28 protein-coding genes are annotated in these 24,284 nt (G+C 30.3%); 17 read left to right on the top strand and 11 right to left on the bottom strand.

Features of this window, described 5'->3' with window-relative positions:
- Nucleotides 1-50: 50 nt before the first annotated feature.
- The gene (gene trmD, locus WG945_RS17380; protein WP_068450020.1) at nucleotides 51-734 is read right to left on the bottom strand and encodes a tRNA (guanosine(37)-N1)-methyltransferase TrmD; all 684 of its coding nucleotides are present in this window, start codon (nucleotides 732-734) and stop codon (nucleotides 51-53) included.
- A 107-nt stretch (nucleotides 735-841) separates the two neighbouring features.
- Here trmD and WG945_RS17385 point away from each other — a divergent pair, with 107 nt between their 5' ends.
- The gene (locus tag WG945_RS17385) at nucleotides 842-1,246 is read left to right on the top strand and encodes a DUF2721 domain-containing protein (RefSeq protein ID WP_068450021.1); all 405 of its coding nucleotides are present in this window, start codon (nucleotides 842-844) and stop codon (nucleotides 1,244-1,246) included.
- Nucleotides 1,247-1,263: 17 nt separating this feature from the next.
- Here the strand turns inward: WG945_RS17385 and WG945_RS17390 are convergent, their stop codons facing one another.
- The 3 genes from WG945_RS17390 to WG945_RS17400 all read right to left on the bottom strand — a co-directional run bounded on the left by WG945_RS17390 (nucleotide 1,264) and on the right by WG945_RS17400 (nucleotide 4,316).
- On the bottom strand, nucleotides 1,264-1,881 hold the full coding sequence (locus WG945_RS17390) for an HPP family protein (RefSeq protein ID WP_068450022.1): 618 nt from the start codon (nucleotides 1,879-1,881) through the stop codon (nucleotides 1,264-1,266).
- 196 nt (nucleotides 1,882-2,077) lie between these two features.
- Entirely contained in the window at nucleotides 2,078-3,355 is a 1,278-nt protein-coding gene (locus WG945_RS17395; protein WP_068450023.1) for a chloride channel protein, read from the bottom strand.
- Nucleotides 3,356-3,470: 115 nt separating this feature from the next.
- Nucleotides 3,471-4,316, bottom strand: coding sequence for a DUF2911 domain-containing protein (locus WG945_RS17400; protein WP_068450024.1), 846 nt, complete (start codon nucleotides 4,314-4,316; stop codon nucleotides 3,471-3,473).
- Between the two features lie 155 nt (nucleotides 4,317-4,471).
- Between WG945_RS17400 and WG945_RS17405 the strand changes: the two genes are divergently transcribed.
- A complete protein-coding gene (locus WG945_RS17405) occupies nucleotides 4,472-5,233 on the top strand; it encodes a dTDP-glucose 4,6-dehydratase (RefSeq protein WP_068450025.1) in 762 nt (253 codons plus the stop codon).
- Nucleotides 5,234-5,595: 362 nt separating this feature from the next.
- Here WG945_RS17405 and gldG read toward each other — a convergent pair whose 3' ends face one another.
- The 5 genes from gldG to WG945_RS17430 form a co-directional block, all read right to left on the bottom strand.
- Nucleotides 5,596-7,236: a gliding motility-associated ABC transporter substrate-binding protein GldG gene (gldG, locus tag WG945_RS17410; protein ID WP_068450026.1), complete on the bottom strand. Its 1,641-nt coding sequence runs from the start codon at nucleotides 7,234-7,236 to the stop codon at nucleotides 5,596-5,598.
- Nucleotides 7,229-7,945, bottom strand: coding sequence for a gliding motility-associated ABC transporter permease subunit GldF (gene gldF, locus WG945_RS17415; RefSeq protein ID WP_068450027.1), 717 nt, complete (start codon nucleotides 7,943-7,945; stop codon nucleotides 7,229-7,231). Before gldF ends, gldG begins: the two co-directional genes overlap by 8 nt.
- A 126-nt stretch (nucleotides 7,946-8,071) precedes the next feature.
- Nucleotides 8,072-8,599, bottom strand: coding sequence for a GNAT family N-acetyltransferase (locus WG945_RS17420; RefSeq protein WP_068450028.1), 528 nt, complete (start codon nucleotides 8,597-8,599; stop codon nucleotides 8,072-8,074).
- Between the two features lie 25 nt (nucleotides 8,600-8,624).
- Nucleotides 8,625-8,921: a putative quinol monooxygenase gene (locus WG945_RS17425; protein ID WP_082864242.1), complete on the bottom strand. Its 297-nt coding sequence runs from the start codon at nucleotides 8,919-8,921 to the stop codon at nucleotides 8,625-8,627.
- A 5-nt stretch (nucleotides 8,922-8,926) separates the two neighbouring features.
- The gene (locus tag WG945_RS17430) at nucleotides 8,927-9,787 is read right to left on the bottom strand and encodes an SAM hydrolase/SAM-dependent halogenase family protein (RefSeq protein WP_068450029.1); all 861 of its coding nucleotides are present in this window, start codon (nucleotides 9,785-9,787) and stop codon (nucleotides 8,927-8,929) included.
- A 129-nt stretch (nucleotides 9,788-9,916) separates the two neighbouring features.
- Between WG945_RS17430 and WG945_RS17435 the strand changes: the two genes are divergently transcribed.
- The 11 genes from WG945_RS17435 (at nucleotide 9,917) to WG945_RS17485 (ending at nucleotide 18,256) form a co-directional block, all read left to right on the top strand.
- Nucleotides 9,917-10,870, top strand: coding sequence for a PhoH family protein (locus WG945_RS17435; RefSeq protein WP_068450030.1), 954 nt, complete (start codon nucleotides 9,917-9,919; stop codon nucleotides 10,868-10,870).
- Nucleotides 10,871-10,933: 63 nt separating this feature from the next.
- Nucleotides 10,934-11,878, top strand: a complete 945-nt coding sequence (locus WG945_RS17440) for a phosphoribosylaminoimidazolesuccinocarboxamide synthase (RefSeq protein WP_068450031.1) — start codon at nucleotides 10,934-10,936, stop codon at nucleotides 11,876-11,878.
- Nucleotides 11,879-11,997: 119 nt separating this feature from the next.
- Nucleotides 11,998-13,185: an enoyl-ACP reductase FabV gene (gene fabV, locus WG945_RS17445; protein WP_082864243.1), complete on the top strand. Its 1,188-nt coding sequence runs from the start codon at nucleotides 11,998-12,000 to the stop codon at nucleotides 13,183-13,185.
- Between the two features lie 96 nt (nucleotides 13,186-13,281).
- Nucleotides 13,282-13,761, top strand: a complete 480-nt coding sequence (locus WG945_RS17450) for a hypothetical protein (RefSeq protein ID WP_068450033.1) — start codon at nucleotides 13,282-13,284, stop codon at nucleotides 13,759-13,761.
- Nucleotides 13,754-14,125, top strand: coding sequence for a glyoxalase (locus WG945_RS17455; protein WP_068450034.1), 372 nt, complete (start codon nucleotides 13,754-13,756; stop codon nucleotides 14,123-14,125). Before WG945_RS17450 ends, WG945_RS17455 begins: the two co-directional genes overlap by 8 nt.
- A gap of 79 nt (nucleotides 14,126-14,204) precedes the next feature.
- On the top strand, nucleotides 14,205-14,774 hold the full coding sequence (locus WG945_RS17460) for a hypothetical protein (RefSeq protein WP_068450035.1): 570 nt from the start codon (nucleotides 14,205-14,207) through the stop codon (nucleotides 14,772-14,774).
- Nucleotides 14,775-15,051: 277 nt separating this feature from the next.
- Nucleotides 15,052-16,041 (top strand): hypothetical protein, encoded by a 990-nt coding sequence (locus WG945_RS17465; RefSeq protein ID WP_068450036.1) that lies wholly within the window; start codon nucleotides 15,052-15,054, stop codon nucleotides 16,039-16,041.
- A 77-nt stretch (nucleotides 16,042-16,118) separates the two neighbouring features.
- A complete protein-coding gene (locus tag WG945_RS17470; RefSeq protein ID WP_157603637.1) occupies nucleotides 16,119-16,625 on the top strand; it encodes a hypothetical protein in 507 nt (168 codons plus the stop codon).
- A 161-nt stretch (nucleotides 16,626-16,786) separates the two neighbouring features.
- Nucleotides 16,787-17,611, top strand: a complete 825-nt coding sequence (locus WG945_RS17475; protein WP_068450038.1) for a hypothetical protein — start codon at nucleotides 16,787-16,789, stop codon at nucleotides 17,609-17,611.
- 53 nt (nucleotides 17,612-17,664) lie between these two features.
- Entirely contained in the window at nucleotides 17,665-17,898 is a 234-nt protein-coding gene (locus WG945_RS17480) for a hypothetical protein (protein ID WP_231874652.1), read from the top strand.
- Nucleotides 17,891-18,256 carry a phospholipid scramblase-related protein gene (locus tag WG945_RS17485; RefSeq protein WP_231874653.1) on the top strand — a complete coding sequence of 122 codons (366 nt, stop codon included), beginning with the start codon at nucleotides 17,891-17,893 and terminating at the stop codon, nucleotides 18,254-18,256. Before WG945_RS17480 ends, WG945_RS17485 begins: the two co-directional genes overlap by 8 nt.
- Nucleotides 18,257-18,338: 82 nt before the next feature.
- Here WG945_RS17485 and WG945_RS17490 read toward each other — a convergent pair whose 3' ends face one another.
- Both WG945_RS17490 and WG945_RS17495 read right to left on the bottom strand, forming a co-directional pair.
- Nucleotides 18,339-19,136, bottom strand: a complete 798-nt coding sequence (locus tag WG945_RS17490; protein ID WP_068450039.1) for a TerC family protein — start codon at nucleotides 19,134-19,136, stop codon at nucleotides 18,339-18,341.
- Between the two features lie 122 nt (nucleotides 19,137-19,258).
- Nucleotides 19,259-20,026 (bottom strand): sulfite exporter TauE/SafE family protein, encoded by a 768-nt coding sequence (locus WG945_RS17495; protein ID WP_068450040.1) that lies wholly within the window; start codon nucleotides 20,024-20,026, stop codon nucleotides 19,259-19,261.
- A gap of 333 nt (nucleotides 20,027-20,359) precedes the next feature.
- Here WG945_RS17495 and WG945_RS17500 point away from each other — a divergent pair, with 333 nt between their 5' ends.
- From WG945_RS17500 to WG945_RS17515, 4 genes are all read left to right on the top strand, one after another.
- Nucleotides 20,360-20,779: a transposase-like zinc-binding domain-containing protein gene (locus WG945_RS17500; RefSeq protein WP_068450041.1), complete on the top strand. Its 420-nt coding sequence runs from the start codon at nucleotides 20,360-20,362 to the stop codon at nucleotides 20,777-20,779.
- A 107-nt stretch (nucleotides 20,780-20,886) separates the two neighbouring features.
- Nucleotides 20,887-22,101 carry a hypothetical protein gene (locus WG945_RS17505; RefSeq protein ID WP_068450042.1) on the top strand — a complete coding sequence of 405 codons (1,215 nt, stop codon included), beginning with the start codon at nucleotides 20,887-20,889 and terminating at the stop codon, nucleotides 22,099-22,101.
- A 12-nt stretch (nucleotides 22,102-22,113) separates the two neighbouring features.
- Nucleotides 22,114-22,374, top strand: coding sequence for a DUF4212 domain-containing protein (locus WG945_RS17510; protein ID WP_068450043.1), 261 nt, complete (start codon nucleotides 22,114-22,116; stop codon nucleotides 22,372-22,374).
- A 36-nt stretch (nucleotides 22,375-22,410) separates the two neighbouring features.
- Nucleotides 22,411-24,180, top strand: a complete 1,770-nt coding sequence (locus WG945_RS17515) for a sodium:solute symporter family protein (RefSeq protein WP_068450044.1) — start codon at nucleotides 22,411-22,413, stop codon at nucleotides 24,178-24,180.
- Nucleotides 24,181-24,284 lie beyond the last annotated feature (104 nt).

Genomic DNA, 24,284 nt, shown 5'->3' on the forward strand with positions numbered 1-24,284 from the left:
TTGTAATTTTTAACTGTTTTATCGTTGAAAATTATTTTGATAATACTTCTTTAAGAAGTTTCATCTAGTAAATCTGGTCTTATTTCTTCTGTTCTTTTGTAGGCTTGATCACTTCTCCAATCATCAATTTTAGGAAAATTCCCAGACAATAAAATTTCAGGAACTTTCATTCCTTCAAATTCCGAAGGTCTTGTGTATACTGGTGGCGATAATAAGTTGTCTTGAAAAGAGTCTGTAAGCGCAGATTGTTCATCGCCAATAACACCAGGAATTAAACGAACAACAGCATCTACTAATACTGCAGCAGCTAGTTCGCCTCCTGTTAAAACATAGTCTCCAATAGAAATTTCTTTGGTGATGTATTTATCGCGAATTCTTTGGTCTACACCTTTATAGTGTCCTGTTAGTATAAGGATGTTCTCTTTTAAAGAAAGTGTGTTTGCGGTAGATTGATTTAGTGTTTTTGCATCTGGAGTCATATATATAACTTCATCATACGATCGTTCTGCTTGCAACTTTTTAATACAATTTGCAATCGGCTCAATCATCATTACCATACCGGCGCCACCACCAAATTGGGTGTCATCTATTTGTTTGTAATTTCCTAAACCATATTCACGTAAATCATGAATTATAATTTCTGCCAAACCTTTGTCTTTTGCTCGTTTAATTATAGAATGGTTAAACGGGCTTTCTAGTAAGTTTGGGGCAACTGAAATGATATCTATTCGCATGGGACAAATGTAATGTTTTTGTTGGGTTTATGAGTAGGTGTTTTTTTGAATAAATTAGTTCTTAATTTTTTCTTTAATGCGTGGTATTTCTTAAATTTGATACTTATATGGAAGAATTAACTTTAACAACACCTGCGCTTTTATTTTCGGCAATATCTCTAATTATGCTTGCATATACGAATCGTTTTTTGGCGTATGCAGCGGTAATAAGAAACTTACATGATATTTATTTAGAAAAAAAAGATAACTCATTATTAAGGCAAATTAAGAACTTAAAATTACGATTAAATCTAACAAGATGGATGCAAATATTTGGAATTTCTAGTTTGTTATTTTGTGTGGTAACGATGTTTTTAATTTATATAGGTTTAAATATAGTTGCAGCTTGGGTGTTTGGGTTTGCATTAATTTTATTAATTATTTCTCTTGGGTTATTGATAAAGGAATTACAGATTTCTATACAAGCATTGCAACATCATATTGAAGATATTGAAGAGCATTTAGAAAAATAAAAAGAGATCACTTTAATTTATTTTCTCCCAAACTTGGGAAGTATTTTTGCCAAACGTTTTTTTGTTTTAAATATTCGTGTAGACGTTCTGTTGGTGGGGTAACTTCTATTTTTTGTCATATTGTTAAAAATTAAAGCAGTAACAAATAGAATTATAGCACCTGTTAAAACGGGAGATAAAACATAATAATAGCCTAAAGAAGTAATTTTTTCTGAACCAATTATAGGTATTAAAGCCGTTGCTCCACCAGGTGGGTGAAGTGTTTTTGTGTACTGCATTGCAATAATAGAAACTGACACCGCTAAAGGTGCAGAAATCCAAATAATATCAGGACAAATTTTAAAAACCGTAACTCCTACAATTGCCGATAATATGTGTCCGCCAATAAAATTTCTTGGTTGCGCTAAAGGGCTTTGTATAGCTCCATAAATTAAAACACTTGAAGCTCCAAAAGAACCAATTAAAAAAATGTTTTCTACTCTAGGTAGGGATGATGATTGTATAAAAGCAATGATTCCAATCCCAACAAATGCACCAAGAAAAGACCAAAATTTTTCTTTATAATCTATTAAGGTTTCTTTGTAAATAATGTACTTAGTAACCCTAAAGGTTCTTTTTAGCTTTTTTTGTACCATCTATTTTTTCTTTTGAGTGATGTAGATAAATAGGGGACGAAGTTATGTTAAAAAAGAAAGAATCTAAAGATGTTTTAAAGATTTACGAATTTCTAAATAGAATAAAGCGTAAGCAGAATTTAAATATCAATTTAGAATCAATATGATAATTCTGTTTAAAAATTATAACCTTTTTGAACAGTCTATTAATAATCTTTTAATTACGCTTCTTTTTATCCATTTGAGCGCCAATAAATGCGGTTCTTGGTGCTAAGAAATAACCGGTTAAACTTGCAAATAAAATAGGAATAAAATAAGAAAAACCTGTTAATGTGGCTAACAGTATTGTGGTACTCATAGGTGTTCTTGTTACGCAAGCATTAATGCCAGCCATACAGCTTATTATTGCTAAAGATACGTTTATAGATGGAAAATAATGGTGAATGATTAACCCAAGTGTGGTACCTACAAAAAATAAAGGAATAATAAAACCACCTCGCCATCCTGAAGTTACGGTTATAGCAATGGCTAGAATCTTAAAAATTAGGATTAAAAACAATGCGTTAACAGAAAAGTTAGTGTTTACTAAAGAGTTAATTTCTTCATGACCAAAGTATCTAGTTAGCGGAAAGTAAAATGAAATTACACCAAGTAGTATTCCTCCAATTAAAGTTTTAATGTAAATAGCTGTTTTTACCTTTTTAAAAAGGGATTTTAAAAATTTGATGCAATAAATAAATATCCAACCTACAATTGTTGCAACTATTGCTAATAAAACGGCAATTCCAAAATCAAAGGTTCCAGAATATTCATATGCAGGCAAACTCCAAGTTGCGCCTAATCCTAAATGAATAATAAGTGCAAAAATTACATAACTAAAGCAACTTGCTACCAAAGCAGGAATTATGGCTTTGTAATATTCTACGGCGTGTTTGTGATGTAGTATTTCTAAAGAAAATAAGCTTCCTCCTAATGGAGCACCAAATAAAGCGGTAAAGCCAGAAGCCATACCAGCAATACTAAGAGAGCGAAGTTCTTCTCCTTTTAACCTAAATATTTTACCAAGCCAAGTACCTGTAGAACCTGTTACTTGTACTAAAGGAGCTTCAGGACCTAAACTTCCACCAGAAGCAACACAAAGTAAAGACGAAAGAATCATAGAAGGATTGTTCTTTGGGTCTAGTTTCCCTTTGTTAAAACGAATATTGTCAACAATTAAGTCAATTTCTCCAGGATCTCCAATATAGTGGATGATTAAACCTGCCAATAAACCACAAATAGCCATGGTTGGTATTACGAGCCATCCTTCAAAAAAAGCTATTTTATGAATTAAAAATTCTAAAACAATCCAGTAAATTCCTGCAATCAGTCCTCCCATTAAACCAAGAAGTGCCCAAAGTAAAAAGGTGCGATTAAAAACAAACGGGGTGAATTTTAAAGGCTGGTCTAGTATGCTTGAATATGATACTATTTGTCTTCTTCTTTTAAGTTTCACTTTTTGTGGATTTTTCGGGATAAATAAAGGGCGAAATTAGATGAAAATAATCTAGAAACAAAAAATCTCAAGCTTTTGCGCTTGAGATTTTTTAATTTTAAAAAAGGATTGCAATTTACATTGCTCCCCATTCTTTTAAATATGTTTCGTTCATTTTAACATACCCTGCATTACCTGCTTTTTCTGCAAGTTTAAGAGATGCTGTTGCTGCTTTTATTGCTCCTTTTTTATTTCCTGCTTTTGCATGAATTAAAGCTTGTCTATGTAAAACCCAAAATTTTGGTGAGTCAGCAGTCATTTCTACAGACTTATCAATCCAAGTTTGTGCTTTTTTAATGTCTTTTCCGTTTTCTAAATAATATACAGCTGCTGCATAATAGTCATTAGATGAAGGGCCATTCATAACAGTTGTTATTTGTTTTGTAACCATTTCTTCTACTGGTGTTTCAATTTTAAAACCTACGTAGGTGTTTTCCCACATAATCCCTAAAACAGCAGCATTAGTGGTCATATCATCAAAACTAATTGTAAAAGTTTCAATTACCATCGGTATATTTTGTGTTGCAACATTCACTTTTGCAACAATTTTGGTTTCGTCTAACTTTTTTGGAGTTCCACTTTTTGTTTCTTCATATATTACAATTTCCCAAGATTTCTCTGCAGGTATTGAAAAAATAGTATAACTTCCTTTTTCTATTTTATTCCCATCAATAGTAACATCAGTAGAAAATGTAATTTTTGTATTATCATTTGCTCCAGTTCTCCAAATTTCATTAAATGGAACTAAATCTCCAAAAATTGTTCTTCCTTTTACTCCTGGTCTAGAATACTCTACAGTAATATCTGTTAAACCAACGATTTGTTCAATTTTTTGTAGTGGACTTGGTTGTGGTGTAGTAATTTGTGCGTTTACAGTTAATGTAAATACTGCGACAAATAATGATAAAATAATTCTATTCATAATTAGTAATTTTTTTAGTGATTAAATGATACTCAAAATTACGACTTCAAAAAAATAGAATTGTTAACAAAACCTTAAAAAGGGATTGTATCTTTGTGATAGTTGTAGAATAAGAATGTTTTTTTGTTGACTAGTATAATTTTATAGGTTTTTTTATGAGGAATGTTAGTGTTTTAGGTTGTGGTTGGTTAGGGATGTCTTTATCAATTTCTTTGTTAGATGAAGGATATTCTGTAAAAGGATCTACCACATCAGAAGAGAAGTTAGAGTTGTTAGAAATGAATAATATAGCACCTTATATTGTTGATATTTCTAGTTTTGAAGAGTTTGATGATTTCTTACACACAGATATTTTAATTATTGCAATAACATCAAAAGATGTAGATGGTTTTGAAAACTTAATTTCTCAAATTAAAAACTCTCCGGTTCAGAAAGTGATTTTTATAAGTTCTACGTCTGTGTATGGAAGAATAAATAAAGTAATGACAGAAGAGGATGCTGTTTTAAAAACACCTTTAACAGAAATTGAGAATTTATTTAGAGAGAATACTTTTTTTGAAACGACAATTATTCGTTTTGCAGGTTTGTTTGGTGATGTAAGACAACCATATAATTGGTTTAAAAACGGTCGTAAAATTCCACAACCAAAAGGATTTGTAAACATGATTCATAAAGAAGATTGTATTGAAATTATTCATGAAATTATTGCGCAAGATTGCTGGAATGAAACTTTTAATGCGTGTTCTAATCATCACCCAACTAGAAGGGAGTTTTACACAATTAATAAAGTAAGTAATGGTTTTGACATTCCAGAATTTGAAGACAATGAAGTGTATGAATGGAAAATTATCAGTTCTAAGAAGGTGCAAGAAGTATTAGATTATACTTTTATTCATGATAATTTGTTGGATATTTAAGAGTTTAATCTCATTTCGAAATGCTTTTTTCTGTGATTAAGAAATTCTATTTCAATTTGCGAATTGTTCTGAGATTTCTCATCATTCTTCCTTAGAAATGATAGTGTGTTGTTAGTTTGAGTGCTTTTCATTTTTTAGAAAATTATATACAGAACTTTTTAGAGCACTCCAAAATGGATACAACTTGTCACTTCGAAGTAATGAGAAGTTTTATAAAGAGGATAACAGAATATTGAGGGTTTTAATGTGATTTCTCAATCGCTAAAAAGCGCTCATTTCGAAATGACAGAGCGTGTGTTTTTTTATTTTTTTGTAGATGAATTAAGAAAAATGCATTAAGAAATTTTAGTTTTTGCTAACAGCTAACAGTATTTCCTTTTTCTCAAATAGTTAAAAACAAATCCGAAGGCAAATAATAAAAGTAAAGGTAAAGCAACATTTAAAAATTGCCAGAAAGTACGCTCTTTAAAGGCTTTTTGTTTGTCTAGTGTTCTAATTTGTAAAGTTTTGTTTCTAAGCTGAATCAAGCCTGCATCATCCAATAAATAATCAACTGTATTTAATAAGAAGTCTTTATTTCCAAATTGTTGATTTGTCCACTTGTCTCTATTTAAATCGAAAGGTTGCTTTTTTAAAATCTGATTTTTTCCAATATCACCATCAGAAATTATTACCATTTTATTTTTGGTTGCATGCTCTTTAAAGAGTGGTGTTTCAAATGGTTTTACTCTGTCTTTGTAAGCCGATTTAAAATTACCTTCTAACAAAACAGCAAATAGTTGATTTCCGTCTGCATATTCTTCTTCAGTTACTTCATCAGCAATAGATTGAAGTTCAATAAAACCAGGCGTTCCTATTTTTTTTGTTAAAGTAGAACTCAGTAATAAAGGTGTTTTTTTAATGTTGTTTGTTAAAGTATCTATCTGATTTGCAAATTGTAATCTAACAGGAGAAACGTTTTTTGTAATTGGGTGATTTGGGTTTCCGCCAACCAAAGGATGATAAAACCAATCTAAGTTTTTAAACTGCGTTTGATTCCCAACTTTACCCGTTGCTAACGGAATTTGAGCTGCATATAAATCTTTAATAAGTGTGGTGTTAATTCTAATTCCGTAAGAAAACAATAAATCTGTAAGGTTTAAATCTCTTGGGTATGCTAGCATTTTACCAGAGTTAAACAAACTGTCTTGATCTGCTTGTACATTGTCTAACATCCACAAGGTTTTTCCGCCATTGGCGATATATTGATCTAATGTAAGTTTTTCTTTCTCTGTAAATCTCTCTGTTGGTTTTGCTATAATTGCCAAATCTAAAGACATTAAGTCTTGCAATGTTTGTTGCGGATTGGCTGCTACAGAATCTAAAGTAAATTTGGCTAATTTATATTTCTTAGCAACTTCACTTAAAAAACTATACTGATAAATGTCTTGCAATTCTCCGTTTCCGGTAATTACAGCCACACTTTTTTGCCTGTTTTGAGTAACTGAATTTATAGCATTAGAAAAACTATACTCTAAATTTTCAATGGCTTTTTGTAGTTGTTCGTCTTGCGATGCTACAATTGCATTTGGTAATAAAGAAGCAATGGTAGATTTTTTACCGTACGTAACTTCTGCCCAAGGGAAAATAATAGCTTCAGATAATTTACCTTCTTCTTCTACTGTTAATTGACTAGGTAACATGCCTCTTTTAATCAAGTCTTCACGTTGATTATCTGGAGTTTCAAAATTGATTTTGATGTTAGAATTAGTGGTGGCTAATTCTTCTAAATATTGTCGTGTTTCTGCTTGTAATCTTTTAAATTCTGATGGGAAATCGCCTTCTAAATAAACGGTAACAAATAGAATGTCATCTACTTTAGAAAGAATGTTTTCTGTCGTTTTAGAAAGTGTGTAGCGATTATCTGCAGTTAAATCGAAGCGTTCGTAAAATGATTGGTTGATCGTATTTAAAAGAATCAAACCAACAATTATAAGGATGCTGTTTTTAAGATTTTTATTCATGGTCTAAACGTGTTTTAGTGATGAATAAAAAGAATATTGTTACACTTAAAAAGTATACAATATCTCGTGTGTCAATTACGCCTCTAGAAATACTTTTAAAATGTTCATTTAATCCCATTTTTTTAATGGTTAAATCACCACCAAGAGTATCAGAAATTACATCAAACCCGTAAAACAAAAAGAAGGTGATAAGCACACCTAATATAAAAGCTACTATTTGGTTTTTAGAAAGAGTAGAAGTAAATAAACCAATAGAAGTATAGGTTGCTGCTAAGAATAATAAACCAAGATAAGAACCAATTGTACTACCAAAATCGATGTTTCCGGCAGGGTTTCCTAATTGATAAATGGTATAAATGTAGGTTAATGTTGGTACTAGAGCAACAATAACTAATAAGAGTGATGCAGCGAATTTACCAAGTACAATTTGCCAATCAGAAATTGGTTTTGTTTTTAAGAGTTCTATGGTTCCGCTATTAAATTCATCAGCAAAACTTTTCATGGTAATAGCCGGAATCAAAAATAAAAATACCCAAGGAGCAAAAAAGAAAAACGAATTTAAATCTGCAAAACCTGCATTTAAAATGTTAAAATCGCCTTTAAAAACCCATAGAAATAAACCGTTTAATAACAAGAAAACACCAATAACTAAATAGGCAATTGGACTTGCAAAAAATGAGTTGAATTCTTTTTTTAAGATTGCTATCAATGTTTATTTTATTTCTTTAAAGTTTACAAACAATTGTCATTTCGAATTTTGAAAAGAGAAATTATATTGGATATAAATTCTTCTTTATTCGGAATGGCAATTGATCGCTTAATTATTTTAGAATTTCTATTTTTCTAACTTATAAATTCTATTGTCTTCAAAACCTTCGTCTGTTCTGTCTATTTGTAAATCAAAATCTAGTTTATGTAACAACGTAATAGAAGCAAGATTATTTTTGTGAGTAAAAGCTTCTATGGTGTTTAATTCCATTTTTTCAAAAGCATATTCTATTACTTCTTCAAAAGCCTCAGTCATATACCCTCTTTCTTGGTAATCTGGATGAATTTCATATCCAATTTCTGCATAATTTTCTGCAATATCAAAATTACGTAAACCAATTGTACCTAGTAATTCAGAACTGTTTTTAGATTCAAGAACCCAAAAGATAACTTCATTATCTGCTACTAAATTAGAAGTTTGGTCTATAAAAGCTCTAGCTTCAGAAAGATTTTTAAGAGATTCACGTTGTATGTATTTGTTAACCTCTTTGTTTGCTCTTAAACCAAAAATTGCTTTTGCATCTTCTAAGTTTATTGCTCTTAATGTTAATCTGTCTGTTTCTAAAACAGGGAAAGTAGTAAAATCGAAATCCATTATTTATTTATATTTGTCTTAATTTTTATTGTAAGCTAGCTTTTTTATCTACGCTCCATGCTAACGGTTTGTCGTTAAAAAATACTTTTGTTTTTGCCCAAACACCTTTAAAAAGTGCTGAGTTTCGGTAATTTTCTAAATCTTCTTCTTGTTCCCAATAAGAATAGGTGAAAAAGATTTCTGGGTTTGTTTTATCTTGATATAACTCTAATAAGTTACATCCTTTAGAGGCTTTAATTAATGTTTTTTTCTCTTCGAACATTATTAAAAACTCATTTATATGTTTTGTATGAAAACTCATTTTTACAATTCTAACCAACATCCTTTTTATGTTAAATGTGTAAAATCTGGTTTAATGTCATCTATAAAATCGATAATGATAGCATCTCTATAACCTAAACCTAGTAGGGTAGATGCTCCACCAACCGTGTCTAAATTACTTCTATAAATGGCAATTTCTAAATAGCCCGCAGAATTAAAAATAGCTAATTTATGGCCTTCATATTGCTGGTTGCTATAAGATTCATTGCTTACTACTTCATTATATTTATTAAATATTTTTGTAAAAAAATGTTTTCTTGCATGCACAATAAAACCTCTTCCTTTGCCAATATCTTTAAGCATTTTTTTACTGATGTTGGTAATTACATTTCCGTAATTATCAATATAAATAATACCTCCAGTAATTTGATTTTGCTGTTGATTTGTCTTTGGCTGAATTTCTACAATCTTTTTTAATTCAGAAATTTCTTTACCAATTACTGTTAAATTTCCTCCTCTAGCAATAAAACATGCTACTTGTACAAATACATCTAAAACAGGAAAACTACTTTCTACTCTGTCATGAATGTTAATTTCTACAATTTTACTTGGTTGAATTTCTGAAGCAATCATAGAGATTAAGCCGTTATCTGGACATACAAAAAAATGACCGTCTAATTCTATTGCAATATGCTTATTGTCATCACTTAATTCTGAGTCTACACCAACAATATGTATGGTTCCTTTAGGGAAACTTTTGTAAGAATTTTTTAAAATATAAGCCGTTTCGGTAATGCTAAAAGGAGACACTTCATGCGTAATATCTACAATTTTAGCATCTGGTAGTTCAGAATAAATAGCTCCTTTTACAGCGCCAACAAAGTGGTCTTTTGTTCCAAAATCTGTGGTTAAAGTGATTATAGACATTAAAAAATTGGCTGTTAATTAATTGTGTAAAAGTTGTTGATTATTTTACGCAAATCTAATCATTTTAAAAAATTTAATGGTTATTTTTAGTTGAAATATAAATGTAATTTATTAATAAAAATTAATCATTTGAACGAACGCACTATAGAGCTTACAGAAATTAGTCCTAAAGATTTTTTCGGAGCGCAAAACAGTACTATTGAACAATTAAAAAGATACTTTCCTAAAATTAAAATCGTTGCTAGAGGATCTAAATTAAAAATTTATGGCGAACCAGAAATTTTAGATGAGTTTGAAATTAGATTAGAACGTTTGATAAAGTATTATAATAAATACAATAAGTTAGACGAAAACAGTATTGAACAAATTTTAACTTCTAATGGAAATGAAGAAAAAATAACTGCGGCTAAAAATGCTAAAGAAATTTTGGTACATGGAGTTAGCGGAAGGTTGATAAAGCCACAAACAGAAAACCAACGAAAAATGGTTACCCTTATGGGTAAAAACGATATGTTGTTTGCTGTTGGACCTGCAGGTACAGGGAAAACATACACAGCGGTTGCTCTGGCTGTAAAAGCTTTAAAAGAAAAAGAAGTTAGAAGAATAATTTTAACAAGACCTGCAGTAGAATCTGGTGAAAATTTAGGGTTTCTTCCTGGAGATTTAAAAGAAAAATTAGATCCTTATATGCAACCTTTGTACGATGCCTTAAGAGATATGATTCCGCATGAGCGTTTAGAATCTTATATAGAAAAAGGAGTTATTCAAATTGCACCTTTGGCTTTTATGCGTGGTAGAACTTTAGATAATGCTTTTGTAATTTTAGATGAAGCACAGAATACAACCCATAATCAAATGAAGATGTTTTTAACAAGAATGGGTAAAAGTGCAAAGTTTATTATTACTGGAGATCCTGGTCAGATAGATTTACCTAGAAAGCAAGTTTCTGGATTGAAAGAATCTTTATTGGCGCTAAAAGATATTGACGGAATTGCCCAAGTATATTTAGACGATAAAGATGTGGTAAGACACCGTTTGGTGAGGAAAATAATTAGTGCTTATAAGAGTATAGAAACAGAATAAAAATTTTAGTTGTTAGTAACTAGTCTTTAGTTTATTTTTGCGGCCACAACAACATAACATATAATGAATACAATTAACAATACTAATTTTCAATTTCCTAACCAGAAGTCTGTTTATATAGGTAAAGTAAGAGAAGTTTATAATATAAATGACGATCTTTTGGTGATGATTGCAACAGATAGATTGTCTGCTTTCGACGTTGTTTTACCACGTCAAATTCCGTTTAAAGGTCAGATTTTAAATCAGATTGCAACAAAAATGATGAATGATACCGCAGATATTGTTCCTAATTGGTTAATTGCAAATCCAGATGAAAATGTAGCAGTAGGTCATTTATGCGATCCATTTAAAGTAGAAATGGTTATTCGTGGTTATATGTCTGGTCATGCAGCGCGTGAATATAAATTAGGTAAAAGAACTTTATGTGGTGTTGAAATGCCAGAAGGATTAAAGGAAAATGATAAATTTCCAGAACCTTTAATTACACCTTCTACCAAAGCAGATAATGGAGAACATGATGAAGATATTTCTAGAGAAGATATTTTGTCTAAAGGAATTGTTTCTGAAGAAGATTATATCATATTAGAAAACTATACAAGAGCTTTATTTGCTAGAGGAACAGAAATTGCAGCAAAAAGAGGATTGATTTTAGTGGATACTAAATATGAATTTGGTAAAACGAAGGAAGGGAAAATTGTATTGATTGATGAAATTCATACTCCAGATTCTTCTCGTTATTTTTATGCAGAAGGATATCAAGAAAGACAAGACAAAGGCGAAAGTCAAAAACAACTATCTAAAGAATTTGTGCGTCAATGGTTAATTGAAAACGGTTTTCAAGGAAAAGACGGACAAAAAGTACCTGCAATGACAGATGATAAAATCATCGAAATTTCTAATAGATATATAGAATTATACGAACAAATTACTGGAGAAGCTTTTGTAAAAGCGACTACAGACAATGTATTAAATAGAATTGAGGAGAATGTACTTCAATTTTTAAAATAACACATAAATTTACGTCATTGCGAGGAGGAACGACGTGGCAATCTGATTATTTTAATTATAAATAAAAGATTACTTCGTTATGCTTCCTCGTAATGACGAATCTTTTAAAACTAACAACCATGATTATAGAACCAAGAACAAGAGGATTTATCTGTTTAACATCGCACCCAACGGGTTGTGAGCAAAACGTGATCAATCAAATAGAATACGTAAAATCGAAAGGAAAAATTGACGGAGCTAAAAAAGTACTAGTAATAGGTTCTTCTACAGGATTTGGACTAGCTTCAAGGATATCAAGTGCTTTTGGATCTGATGCTGCAACTATTGGGGTTTTCTTTGACAAACCAGCAACAGAAGGTAGACCAGGTTCACCAGGTTTTTACAATACAGCAGCTTTTGAAAAACATGCAACTGCTGCAGGTTTATATGCAAAAAGTATCAACGGAGATGCTTTTTCTAACGAAATAAAAGAGCAAGTTGTAAACTTAATTAAAGAAGACTTAGGGCAAGTAGATTTAGTAATTTACAGTTTAGCCTCACCAGTAAGAACACATCCTGTAACAGGAAAAAGATATAAATCCGTTTTAAAGCCAATTGGCGATGTTTTTTCTAACAAAACAGTAGATTTTCATACCGGTAAAGTATCAGAAATTTCTATCAATCCTGCAGAAGGAGAAGATGTAGAAAACACCATAAACGTAATGGGTGGTGAAGATTGGAAAATGTGGATGGACGCATTACAATCTGAAAACTTATTAGCAGAAGGAGCTACCACAGTTGCTTATTCTTATATTGGCCCAGACGTAACAAAGCCAGTATATAGAAACGGAACTATTGGAGCTGCCAAAGATCATTTAGAAGCTACAGCTTTTACAATTTCAGACGATTTAAAATCAATTGGTGGTAAAGCATTTGTTTCTGTAAATAAAGCGTTAGTTACACAAGCAAGTTCTGCAATTCCTGTAATTCCTTTATACATTTCTTTATTGTATAAGGTGATGAAAGCAAAAGGAATTCATGAAGGTTGTATCGAACAAATTCAACGTTTGTATAGTGAGCGTTTATTTGGTGGAGATTTAGCTTTGGATGAAAAAGGTAGAATTAGAGTTGACGACTGGGAAATGAGAGAAGATGTACAAGCAGAAGTTAATAAACTTTGGGAAACAGCAACAACAGAAAACTTATCAGAAATTGGCGATTTAGAAGGCTATAGTAACGATTTTTATAACCTTTTTGGTTTTAAAGTTGAAGGTGTAGATTATAATGCTGATGTTAATGAAGTAGTTAACGTACCAAGTATTCATTAAGAATTTTATCCCGCGATAGCGGAATTTTAAATATAAACCTCACAGATTTTATTTTGTGAGGTTTTCTTTTTTATATTGTAAAAAAAAATAGAGTTAATGAAGGCTGTTACCTTAAAACAATTAAAAGATGAACTTTCTCATAAATCTGCCAATGAGTTAAAGGAGTTGTGTTTGCATTTGTCTAAATTTAAGAAAGAGAATAAAGAATTGTTAACCTATTTGTTATTCGAATCTCATGACGAAGAACAGTATATACAGAGTGTAAAAGATCAAAACGAAGTATTGTTTTCAGAAATAAATACAAAGAGTTATTTCTATATTAGAAAAAGTGTTCGAAAGATTTTAACACTCAACAAAAAATTTATTAGGTATTCTAAAAAGAAAGAAACAGAAGCAGCATTGTTACTTCATTTTTGCGCTTGTTTAAAAGACTTTAAACCGTCTATGAAAAATAGTGCCAGATTAACGGCAACTTTTGATAGGCAAGTGGTTTTAATTAAAAAAGCAATAGCTACCTTGCATGAAGATTTACAATATGATTATCAATTAGAATTAGAGGAATTATTAAATGAATAAAAAAGAAAGACCAGTTTTGACGGATTTAATTAAGGAAGGAACTTCTGAAATGGAAAAATTTCAAAATGAAGTGATACGACCTGTTATAAAAATGCAGCACAATTTATTAATTACTTCATTTAAAAACTATCTTCTAAAAAGAAAAGTTGATTTTGCTGTTTTACCAGATAAGAAAAAGAGAAGTAAAGTAACGGCTATTTATAAAACGGACAATAATTATAAGAATTTTACTTTGGGAGTAATCATTGGTCATTTTTCTACGGATGAATTTACTTTTTATAGTGATAATGCATCCGAAATAAATAGAAGGGTTTTGCAAATTACGTCTCAAAGAATTAAGGATAGTATTTTGGAGGTTGTGTAGTAGTAATTAATTTTTATATCATTTTAAAAAAAGTAAGCCAATATTTATTTGGTTTACTAAATGTTGGAAGCTATAAACTATGAAAAACACACTAACAGATAAATTAACGAAAGCAAGTCTTCAATATGGAGAACAAACATTAATTAGAACTGGAATAAATCTAATTCCATATGTTGGGGGAGCATTAGATTTTTTGATATCCAATCATGGTCAGAATTACACTATAAAAAGAATCAATACTTTTATCGAAGAACTTCAATCTGAAATATCAAAACTTAAAGAGGAGCAGATAAATAAAAAATATTTAGAAAGTGAAGAAGGGTTTGACTTGTTAGTTAAAAGTTTTAATTCTGTATCTAAAACGAGAAATACTGAAAAAATAAAAACATATGCTCAAATAGTAACTGGAGCTATTATTTCCAAGAAAACTTTTAAATATAACGAACCTGAATTGTATTTAAGAATTATAGACGAATTGTCTGAGCCTGAAATTCAAATTGCATATGCTCTATACAATTTGAAAGAAAATGAAAAATTTGACATTTTCAAAAGAAAAGATAAAGAGTACCCTAAAGGAATTACTAATGACGCTGAATTAATTGCATTTCATAATACTAATTTTAGTTCTGAAGATATAAACCATTGTTAATCAGAATAGAGAAAACAGGTCTAATTAAAGAAATGATAGGTGGCTCAATATTGGGATATGATGGAGGAGTATATGAAATAGAACCTATATTCAAAAAACTAATTATGTTTATACAATTTCACAAATAAAGTCGCAACATTGTGTATGAAAAATTACTTAATTTAGTACTTTAACAAAGTTTGTTGCATTTTATTTACTTTAATTTTTCTTCAAAAAAAAGAGACTTCCAAACAACCTTAAATTCCCAAAACATAAAAACATTTACTATAATTACGAAATGAATCAAGCCCTAAAAATAACATCTCTATTATTTATTCTGATATTTATTTCTTGTGGATATCAAAAAACGGAGGAAGATAAACATCCCGAAATTCCAATTTTTCCAGAGCATACAAACAATAAGATATCTATTAAACAATTCGCTATTAATTTAATGGATATTAAATACAATGAGAAAAATTTATTTGCCAATAACGAAAATGGTGATTTGATAATTTTAGATAGAAAATTTAATATCATAAAAGAATTAAAGGTTCCTAATAATTACATTAGTAAAGATGGAACTATTTATTTTATGCAACCTAATGAAAAACCTGAATTCATTGAGGTTTATAAAATGTCTATTGAAAATAATTTCAAAAAAGAAAAATTAAAGAATTTCATCATCAATTCTAGAGAACCATTTACAATCAGAGATTCTTTAAATGTAGTTTATAAGCGTAAAATAAATGATAAAGACACTATTAAAATTAAGAGTTATATAGATAGTTTAGTTCATGTTGCTTATCAAAAAGAAAATAATTTAGTTTCTGATAAAATAAAAAAATTAAAACCGAATCTAGTTTCAATTTATCCATTATCAAATTCAGTAAGTGTTTTAAAATTCAAAGACAAGGAATTCGCTTTATATACAAGGTATGACCATACAGGTGAGTTTAAGGATGTGTTAGAAAAAACACGCCTTAATGGATTAGAACCTATATGGAATTTAGAAAAAAGTCCAAAATCATTTGACAAGGTTGTTTTAGGGAATTCATTCTCTGGAAATCATTATGTAGGTGGTTATACTTCTTATGGCTACAATTATGTAGAAGTTTCATTACATAACGAAACAACAAAGTTTAAAGCAAAGAACTCAAACAATGGAAATGGTGTAAATATTTTATATGAAAGCAAGGACACGATTATCTTAAAAGATTTTGAAAAATTGTATCATATAACATTAAAAAATAACATTAAAAAAATAACGATTGCCAACACTGTTTAAATCTTATTGCGGTCTTTGAAAATGTGAATTTGAAAACGAATAGAGTAACAATTAAAAAAAAACGAAACACTTCATCAATGAAAAGTCCTATATACTTTCTATTTTTTATAACTTCCTTTCTTGTATGTCAAACTTCTTTTGCACAAGAGAACTTCGAAAAAACGAAAATTGTAACCAATGTCTTTAAAGCGCTAAAAAAACAGAAAGTAAAAATATTTTTAAAGAGTTTACCAACTAAAGATGATATCACTTACCTCATTCCGGTAGAGCGTGCTGCGCAACCAGACAAAGACATTCCTGATGTAGATCTCATAATTTCAAACTTTAAAAGAGATGCCTCTGAAAATTTTAGAAAAGTAATTAAAAAAGGAAATGCTTTTGGTGTTGATTGGAAAGATATTATTTTACAGAAAGTGAGCTATGATGACAACCCAGACCCAGATCCAGACATACAAATGGAGAGAGGGAATATTACTTTGGTATGCGAAAGCAATGATAAAAAATTTCTAATAGTAATAAGAAAAACTTACAAAATACGAGATACTTGGCGATTAATGGATCGCATAAAGTTTACACTATTGTAATGAGTTATGATATTATTGATTAATATAAATAATTGTTTTAACTATTCTTTTGAGTCTAATGGGGCTTATATGCCATCAAATATTATTGAGACAATAGGTTATTACAAACACATTATATATTACCTGTTTTTTATATGAAAAATTGCTTAATATTCTAAAAAATGGCATTACCAGAAAAAATAAAAGAAGTATCAATCTATTCAGAAATAGAGATTGGTGTGTATCCTCCAAATGGATTTCTACAATTTACAGAAGCAAGTTTAGGAAATGGAGATAATTTTGGTTTCTATTGGGAGTTTGGAAAAGAAAATAAAGAGCCCATAATTTGTGAAATGATTCATGATGAAGGAATTATTGTTCCGAGATTTTCTAATCTTGACAAGTTTTTAGAATGGTATAAGTTAAATGATTATGATTGGGGAGAAGAAGAAATTGAGGATGAAAAATTTGTTTTTAGTTTACTACAAAAAGGAAATGAATCCTTGAAAGAAAATGATCCTAAAAAAGCAATTCAATTTTATAAAGAAAGTACCGAAAGTTTTGGAGAGCTAAGTGAAAGCTGCTTTAAATTGGCTTCTCAATATAAAAGAGTTGGAAATGAATTAGAGTTTCAAAAAAGTATAATTAATTCAATTATTTCCAATTGGGCAATTGATTTTCCTTCTCAAAATGCAATAAGAATGTTTAAGAATTTAAACCCAGTTGAGGAGTTAAAAAATCATCCATTAATAAAAAACAGAAAGAATCTTGAATTTAACTTTGGAGGACAAAAAGAGAATAAAGACTATTTAGTAATTCGAGAAATTATAGAAGAACTAAACCTAAATGGAGACATTAACAAAGCATTAATAATGGAACAAAATTATGCCTTAAAAATGTATTGGGAAACGTCTACTTTTCAAGAGAGAAACAAATTTAAACTTGAAGAATGGCAAAAGGAGTTTAAAGAAAAAACGATTAATAGATTAAAAATAAATATTGGGTAATATGTCAAATGAGAAAAAGAATATTATATCAATTAATAAAAATTAGATAATAAATGAATTCAAATTTTTTTGATTTAAAGACTTATTTTATTGACGAAAATGTCAATATCTTTAAGTTTAAAAATTGTTATAAAGTATTTAATGATAAAGGAAATGAGGTTGGTTCTGTAAATCAAAAACTAATTTCAGGACAAAAAGCACTTAGATTAATATTAAACAAAACGATGTTGCCTTTTTCATTTAGAAATAAAGGATGCATCGGGAAATTTACAAGCATCTATAGCTAGAGGTTGGACTTTCTTTATGTCAACCATTCGTATTGATGATTCTAATGGAAATACTATTGGTACCATAAAGCAAAAATTTAAATTACTAAAACCAACTTTTAAAATTTATAATACATCCGAAGAACTTGTAGCTGTAATTACTGGAGATATGAAAGCTTGGAATTTTCAAATAAATGATGCTTCTGATAAACAAATAGGAATAATAACTAAAAAATGGAACGGAGCTCTAAAAGAAATTTTTACCACAGCAGACAAATATAAAGTAGATTTAAATACTGATTTTGCTAATGATTCAAGCAAAATAGTAGTTTTATCAAGTGCAATAACCATAGATCTGGTTTGGAAAGAAAGTAGATGATTTAGTACGGAAATTAAATAAAGACATAAAAAAAGTCGTTGTAAATACATACAACGACTTTTTTTATGATTTTAATTTGGTGTTATTTTTTAGCTTTCGCTAATAGGTTCTTCTGATATTTTCCCTGTACAACATCTACAATTATTAAAATAGCTAATACAAAGTAGAATGTTGTTTTACTCATTGGTACAATTTCTTCGCCAAATATTTTAATATGTGCTAAATGGCCACCTTCTGTTACTAGCATAATTCCTACAATAAAAAGGATAAACAAACCAAGAACTTCATACATTCTGTTTTTTGATAAGAAAGTAGAGATTTTATCAGCCATAATAAGCATTAATAAACCACTTATTACAATAGCAATTGCCATAACTATAAAAGCAGTGGTCGTGTTTTCTATTTCGCTTGTAAGCCCAATTGCGGCTAAAATGGAATCGAAAGAAAAGACCAAATTCATAATAACAATACTTGTAATAACGGCATTAGAAGATTTGGTGCCTTTGTCTGAAGCCATTTCAGAAACTTCCATTCCCTTGGTAGAAATCATGTGCCATATTTCTTTTATAGCCGTAAAAATGATAAAACCACCACCTAACAATACAATGATACTATGTCCGTTAAAGGCAAAATGGATAATATCTTCTATTCCTCCTGATAAAAAGGAAAAAGGATCTTGAAAAAAATCGATGATAGAAACCAATACAAAAAGCAGTACGATTCTTAAAACGATAGCGATTAAAATTCCTGTTTTTCTAACTTTTTTTTGATCCGCCTCTGGCGCTTTTTTAGATTCTAAAGAGATGTAAAGCAAGTTATCAAAGCCAAGTACAGCTTGTAATAACACTAACATGAGTAAGGTGAAGATTATTTCTAACATTTTTTATTTTTTATAATTGATGGTTTCAAAGGTATTTTGATTGCTGATAATACACAATTTTTATTTGATTTACTTTTTTAAAGTTTTGATTTTTAGTAACAAGAGACTGTATTTACTCTTCTCTAAAAAAGGTATTTCCAAAGAATACGCAAACTCACAAAAGCAATTAAAATGGAAGTCGCTTTTTTAAGTTGAATAGGAGAGAAGTAATTATTACTCATTCTGCTGCCTATTTGTCCTCCAATAAAAACGGTAATTAATAAAATAGAAGTTAAACTCCAGTCAATAATAAAATCAGGGTTTGAGTATTGTCCTAGTAAGCCCGCTAAAGAATTTACTAAAATAAAAACACTTGCCGTAGATGCAATTTTTTTAGGAGTATCCCAATTTGTAAGATGTAATAATGGTGCAAGAAACACACCACCACCAATGCCAACCATTCCAGATATAAAACCAATAACACCACCAAAACTAGCATTTTTAATAGGTTTTAGGTTTGTTTGTTTTTCATCCGAAGAAATAATCTTTTTAGAAACCCACATAGTAATGGCAGCAAATAGTAAAGTAAACCCTAAAAGAATAAAGAATACATGCTGACTGATTTTTAATTTTCCACCCAAAAAAGCAAAAGGAATACTCAGTAAAATAAGTGGGATTACTTTTTTCCAATCAATCTTCTTTTGATGGTAAAATAAAAATACGTTTCCAGAAACGACAACAATATTGCATAAAAGTGCGGTTGCTCTTATTTGTGTAAAGACGATGCCCGTTAATGCCAAAATAGCTAAATAGCTAGAGCCACCACCAAAACCAACCGAAGAATATAAAATTGCGACGGTAAAGAATAGCAGTATGATGTGCCAATAAGTAATAAATGAGTCTATTAACAAATTCTAAGTTTAATAATTTAGTAGTTTTTTACACCTATAAAATAAAAATAAAGGTAGCATAAATATTGATAAAAAAATCAGCCACTTCTTAAGTGGCTTAAGAGTCATTAATTCCTTTTTTTTTTAACTACCTGTTAAAATAGCTTGTATTGTTAAAACTATATTTATGAGTTGTTTTAAGTGGTTTTTAAATTTTCATTTTAATAATATAAGTTTTAAAAATTAGTGTTATTCACTATTTTAAACTATTTTTTGTTTGATATTGTTGTTTTTTTTAACAAATTAATTAAAATTTAATTGCTAAATTAGTATATTTATGCTAAATTAATATATATGACCATAGATTTATGCCCAAATTGTAGCTCAGACACATACATTAAAAGTGGTATTGTTAATAATAGACAGCGCTATAAATGTAAAAAATGCAATTACTTTTTTACGGTAAATAAAATAGGGAAGAAGATAGATGATTATTATGTAAACAAATCTTTGCAGCTATATTTAGAAGGATTGACCTATCGAGAGATAGAACGTATTTTAGGTGTATCTCATGTAAGTGTTATGAATTGGGTGAAAAAATACAACATAAAAAGACCTTATAATTCTAAGTATCACTCTACTTATAAAATTTTAAATGCTACAGAACTAGGTGTTTATTTTAGTAATTCAGAGAATATAAAGGGAGCTGGAGTTGTGGTTACAGAGTTAGGTGATAAATTTATGTTGATTAAATGGGAGCGTTTTAAGGATTAGTATATGTAATTAACAAATAAATATATCAGTTTTTTGTTAATTAATTGTTTTTCGGAGTTTAGCAGTGCACACAAAATCAATTATTTACTAGCTAAACAACAAAAATTATGAAAAAACAAAAAATACTATTCGTAGTTTTTTCTCTTGTCTCTTCTCAATTTCTTGTTGCACAAGGCTCTCCTGACTATAATGGAGGACTAAAAATTAAATTCGATGAAAACGGTAAAAAATACCTTCGGGTAATTTCTTGGGCACAAGTACAAGCCTCGTACAATAATGATGCTCCGGCAACTTCTAGTAAAACAAGTTTTAATTTAAGAAGAGCGCGTATTATGATGTTCTCTCAAATTACCGATAAGTTTTTAATTTTAACCCATTTTGGGCTCAATAGTTTAGAGGCGGGTTCACTTTCTCCAACAGGTAATGGAGATGGTTCTCAACTTTTTTTACACGATGCTTGGGTACAATATAATTTAAGTGATGAGCACTCTGTTGGAGCTGGATTACATTATTTTAACGGTATCTCTAGACTGAATAACCAAAGTACTTTAAATATGATGACTCTCGATAATAATCGTCAGTCTTGGGCTACTATTGGTTTGTCAGATCAATTTGCAAGGCATGTTGGTCTCTTTGTAAAAGGTAAATTAGGTCAACTACAATACCGAATGGCTATAAATGATGCCATTACAAATGGTTTAGATGCTAGACCTGCTGTTAGCGGACAAACAGTTTATGGTGGCGTAAATTTATTGGGTACCAAAGATGCAGGAAAAACCTTTGCAGGATATTTTGAATATAATTTTTTAGAGCAAGAATCTAATTTTTTGCCTTTTAAAGTAGGAACCTATCTTGGCGAAAAAAAAGTATTTAATATAGGTGCTGGATTTTTCTTACATCCTAATGGTTCTGTAAAAATAGAAAGTGGTAATTCTGTAGGCGAAGATGTTTCTATTTTTGCTATAGATGCTTTTTATGACACTCCTTTGGGAGTCGATGGAAGTGCACTTACTGTTTATGCAACCTATCAATCTAATGACTACGGAGAAAATTATTTATACAGTGCTTATGGAACTGGCAATATGGTTTATGCTCATATAGGTTATGTGTTTGCAGGCGATTCAACAAAAACAAGACTTCAACCTTATCTTTCTTATGGACGCAATAGTTATGATGCCACCACCAATAATAGAAATATTTTAGGTATAGGTATTAACGCTTTTATGAGTGGGCATAATTCCAAATTAACATTAGAGTATCAAAATCAAGATTATGGCACTTCAACAAGCGCTGTAACTTTACAAGCAATGATTTATTTATAAAAACGAATAAAAATGAGTGATAAACAAAAGAACGCTTCTGCGTATTGGAAAGAAAACATTAAGTATTTAACAATACTACTTGTAATATGGTTTGTGGTATCCTTTGGATGCGGAATTTTATTTAGAGAAGCTTTAGATACCATAAGGCTCGGAGGTTTTAAACTCGGTTTTTGGTTCGCCCAACAGGGATCTATTTATGTATTCGTTATTCTAATTTTCGTTTACATAAGGTTGATGAATAAATTAGATAAAAAATACGGTTTCGACGAATAATTCTTACCTAAAACTAAAAAATAAAACAATATTATTATGAGTGTACAATTTTGGACTTGGTTATTAGTAGGGATTACTTTCGCCCTTTATTTCGGAATCGCAATTTGGGCTAGAGCAGGCTCTACAAAAGAATTTTATGTTGCTGGTGGAGGAGTTTCTCCTTTAGCCAATGGTATGGCAACCGCTGCAGATTGGATGAGTGCCGCCTCTTTTATTAGTATGGCAGGTATTATTTCCTTTGCTGGTTATGATGGTTCTGTTTACCTAATGGGGTGGACTGGTGGTTACGTGTTGTTAGCGTTATTGTTAGCTCCTTATTTACGTAAGTTTGGTAAGTTTACAGTACCAGATTTTATTGGCGATAGATATTACTCAAACACAGCAAGAACAGTGGCGGTAATTTGTGCCTTAATAGTGTCTTTTACTTATGTTGCAGGACAAATGAGAGGTGTAGGAATTGTTTTTTCTCAATTTTTACAAGTTGATATTGTGTATGGTGTTTTAATAGGTATGACAGTTGTATTAGTTTTCGCTCTTTTAGGAGGGATGAAAGGAATTACGTATACACAAGTTGCACAATATTGTGTATTGATTTTTGCTTTTATGGTGCCCGCATTTTTTATCTCTGTACAAATGACAGGGAATTTAATTCCTCAAATAGGAATGGGAAGCACGGTAGAAGATGGTACTTTTCTTTTAGATAAATTAGACACTTTACATACACAATTAGGGTTTAAAGAATATACTTCTGGCTCTAAATCTACTTGGGATGTTTTTGCAATTACCCTAGCTTTAATGGCTGGTACAGCCGGATTACCACATGTTATTGTTCGTTTCTTTACCGTGCCTAAAGTAAAAGATGCACGTAAATCTGCAGGGTATGCATTGCTTTTAATCGCTATTTTATATACTACGGCTCCAGCAATTGCTGTTTTTTCTAGAACTAATTTAATTGAAACGGTAAGTGAAAAAGAGTATGCAGACATTCCTGTTTGGTTTAAAAATTGGGAGGACACAGGGTTGATTTCTTGGACGGATAAAAATGGAGATGGTAAAATTCAGTATGTAGCAGGAAATGCTTTAGATGGTAAAAAACCGGTGTATACAGAAGAAAGAGGTACTTATGGAGAAAGATTGGTTTCAAATGCAAATTTAGCTGCTAAAAACGAATTGTATGTAGATCGTGATATTATGGTTTTAGCAAATCCAGAAATAGCACAATTACCAAACTGGGTAATTGGTTTGGTTGCAGCAGGTGGTTTAGCAGCAGCTTTATCTACAGCAGCAGGATTGTTATTGGTGATTTCAACATCTGTTTCTCATGATTTAATAAAAAAACAACTAAAACCAGATATTTCAGACAAGGCAGAATTAATGGCAGCAAGAATATCAATATTCGTAGCAATTTTAATTGCAGGGTATTTTGGTATCAATCCGCCAGGGTTTGTTGCTGCGGTAGTAGCACTTGCATTTGGTTTGGCAGCAGCTTCTTTTTTTCCTGCAATTGTTTTGGGTATTTTTGATAAAAAGATGAACAAAGAAGGCACCATTTCTGGTATGGTAGTAGGTATTGTATTGATGCTTTTTTATATGATGAAATTTAAACTAGATATGTTTGGTGGTGGTACAGAAGAAGATTGGTGGTTTGGTACATCTCCAGAAGGTTTTGGTACTATTGCAATGTTTGTTAATGTGGTTATTTCTGTAGTGGTTTCTAGAATGACTCCGGCACCACCAAAAGATGTACAAGAAATGGTAGAAAGTATTAGAATTCCTTCTGGAGCGGGAGAAGCTTCTAATCATTAATCGTACTATTTTTTAATTAAATAAATAAGATTGAATTAGTTAGTTAGAAATCAGCATTACAATTTGTAGTGCTGATTTTTTTATTATTTTTAAGGTTCAAAGAA

It is taken from the genome of Polaribacter atrinae (genome assembly GCF_038023995.1).
Classification (GTDB): domain Bacteria; phylum Bacteroidota; class Bacteroidia; order Flavobacteriales; family Flavobacteriaceae; genus Polaribacter; species Polaribacter atrinae.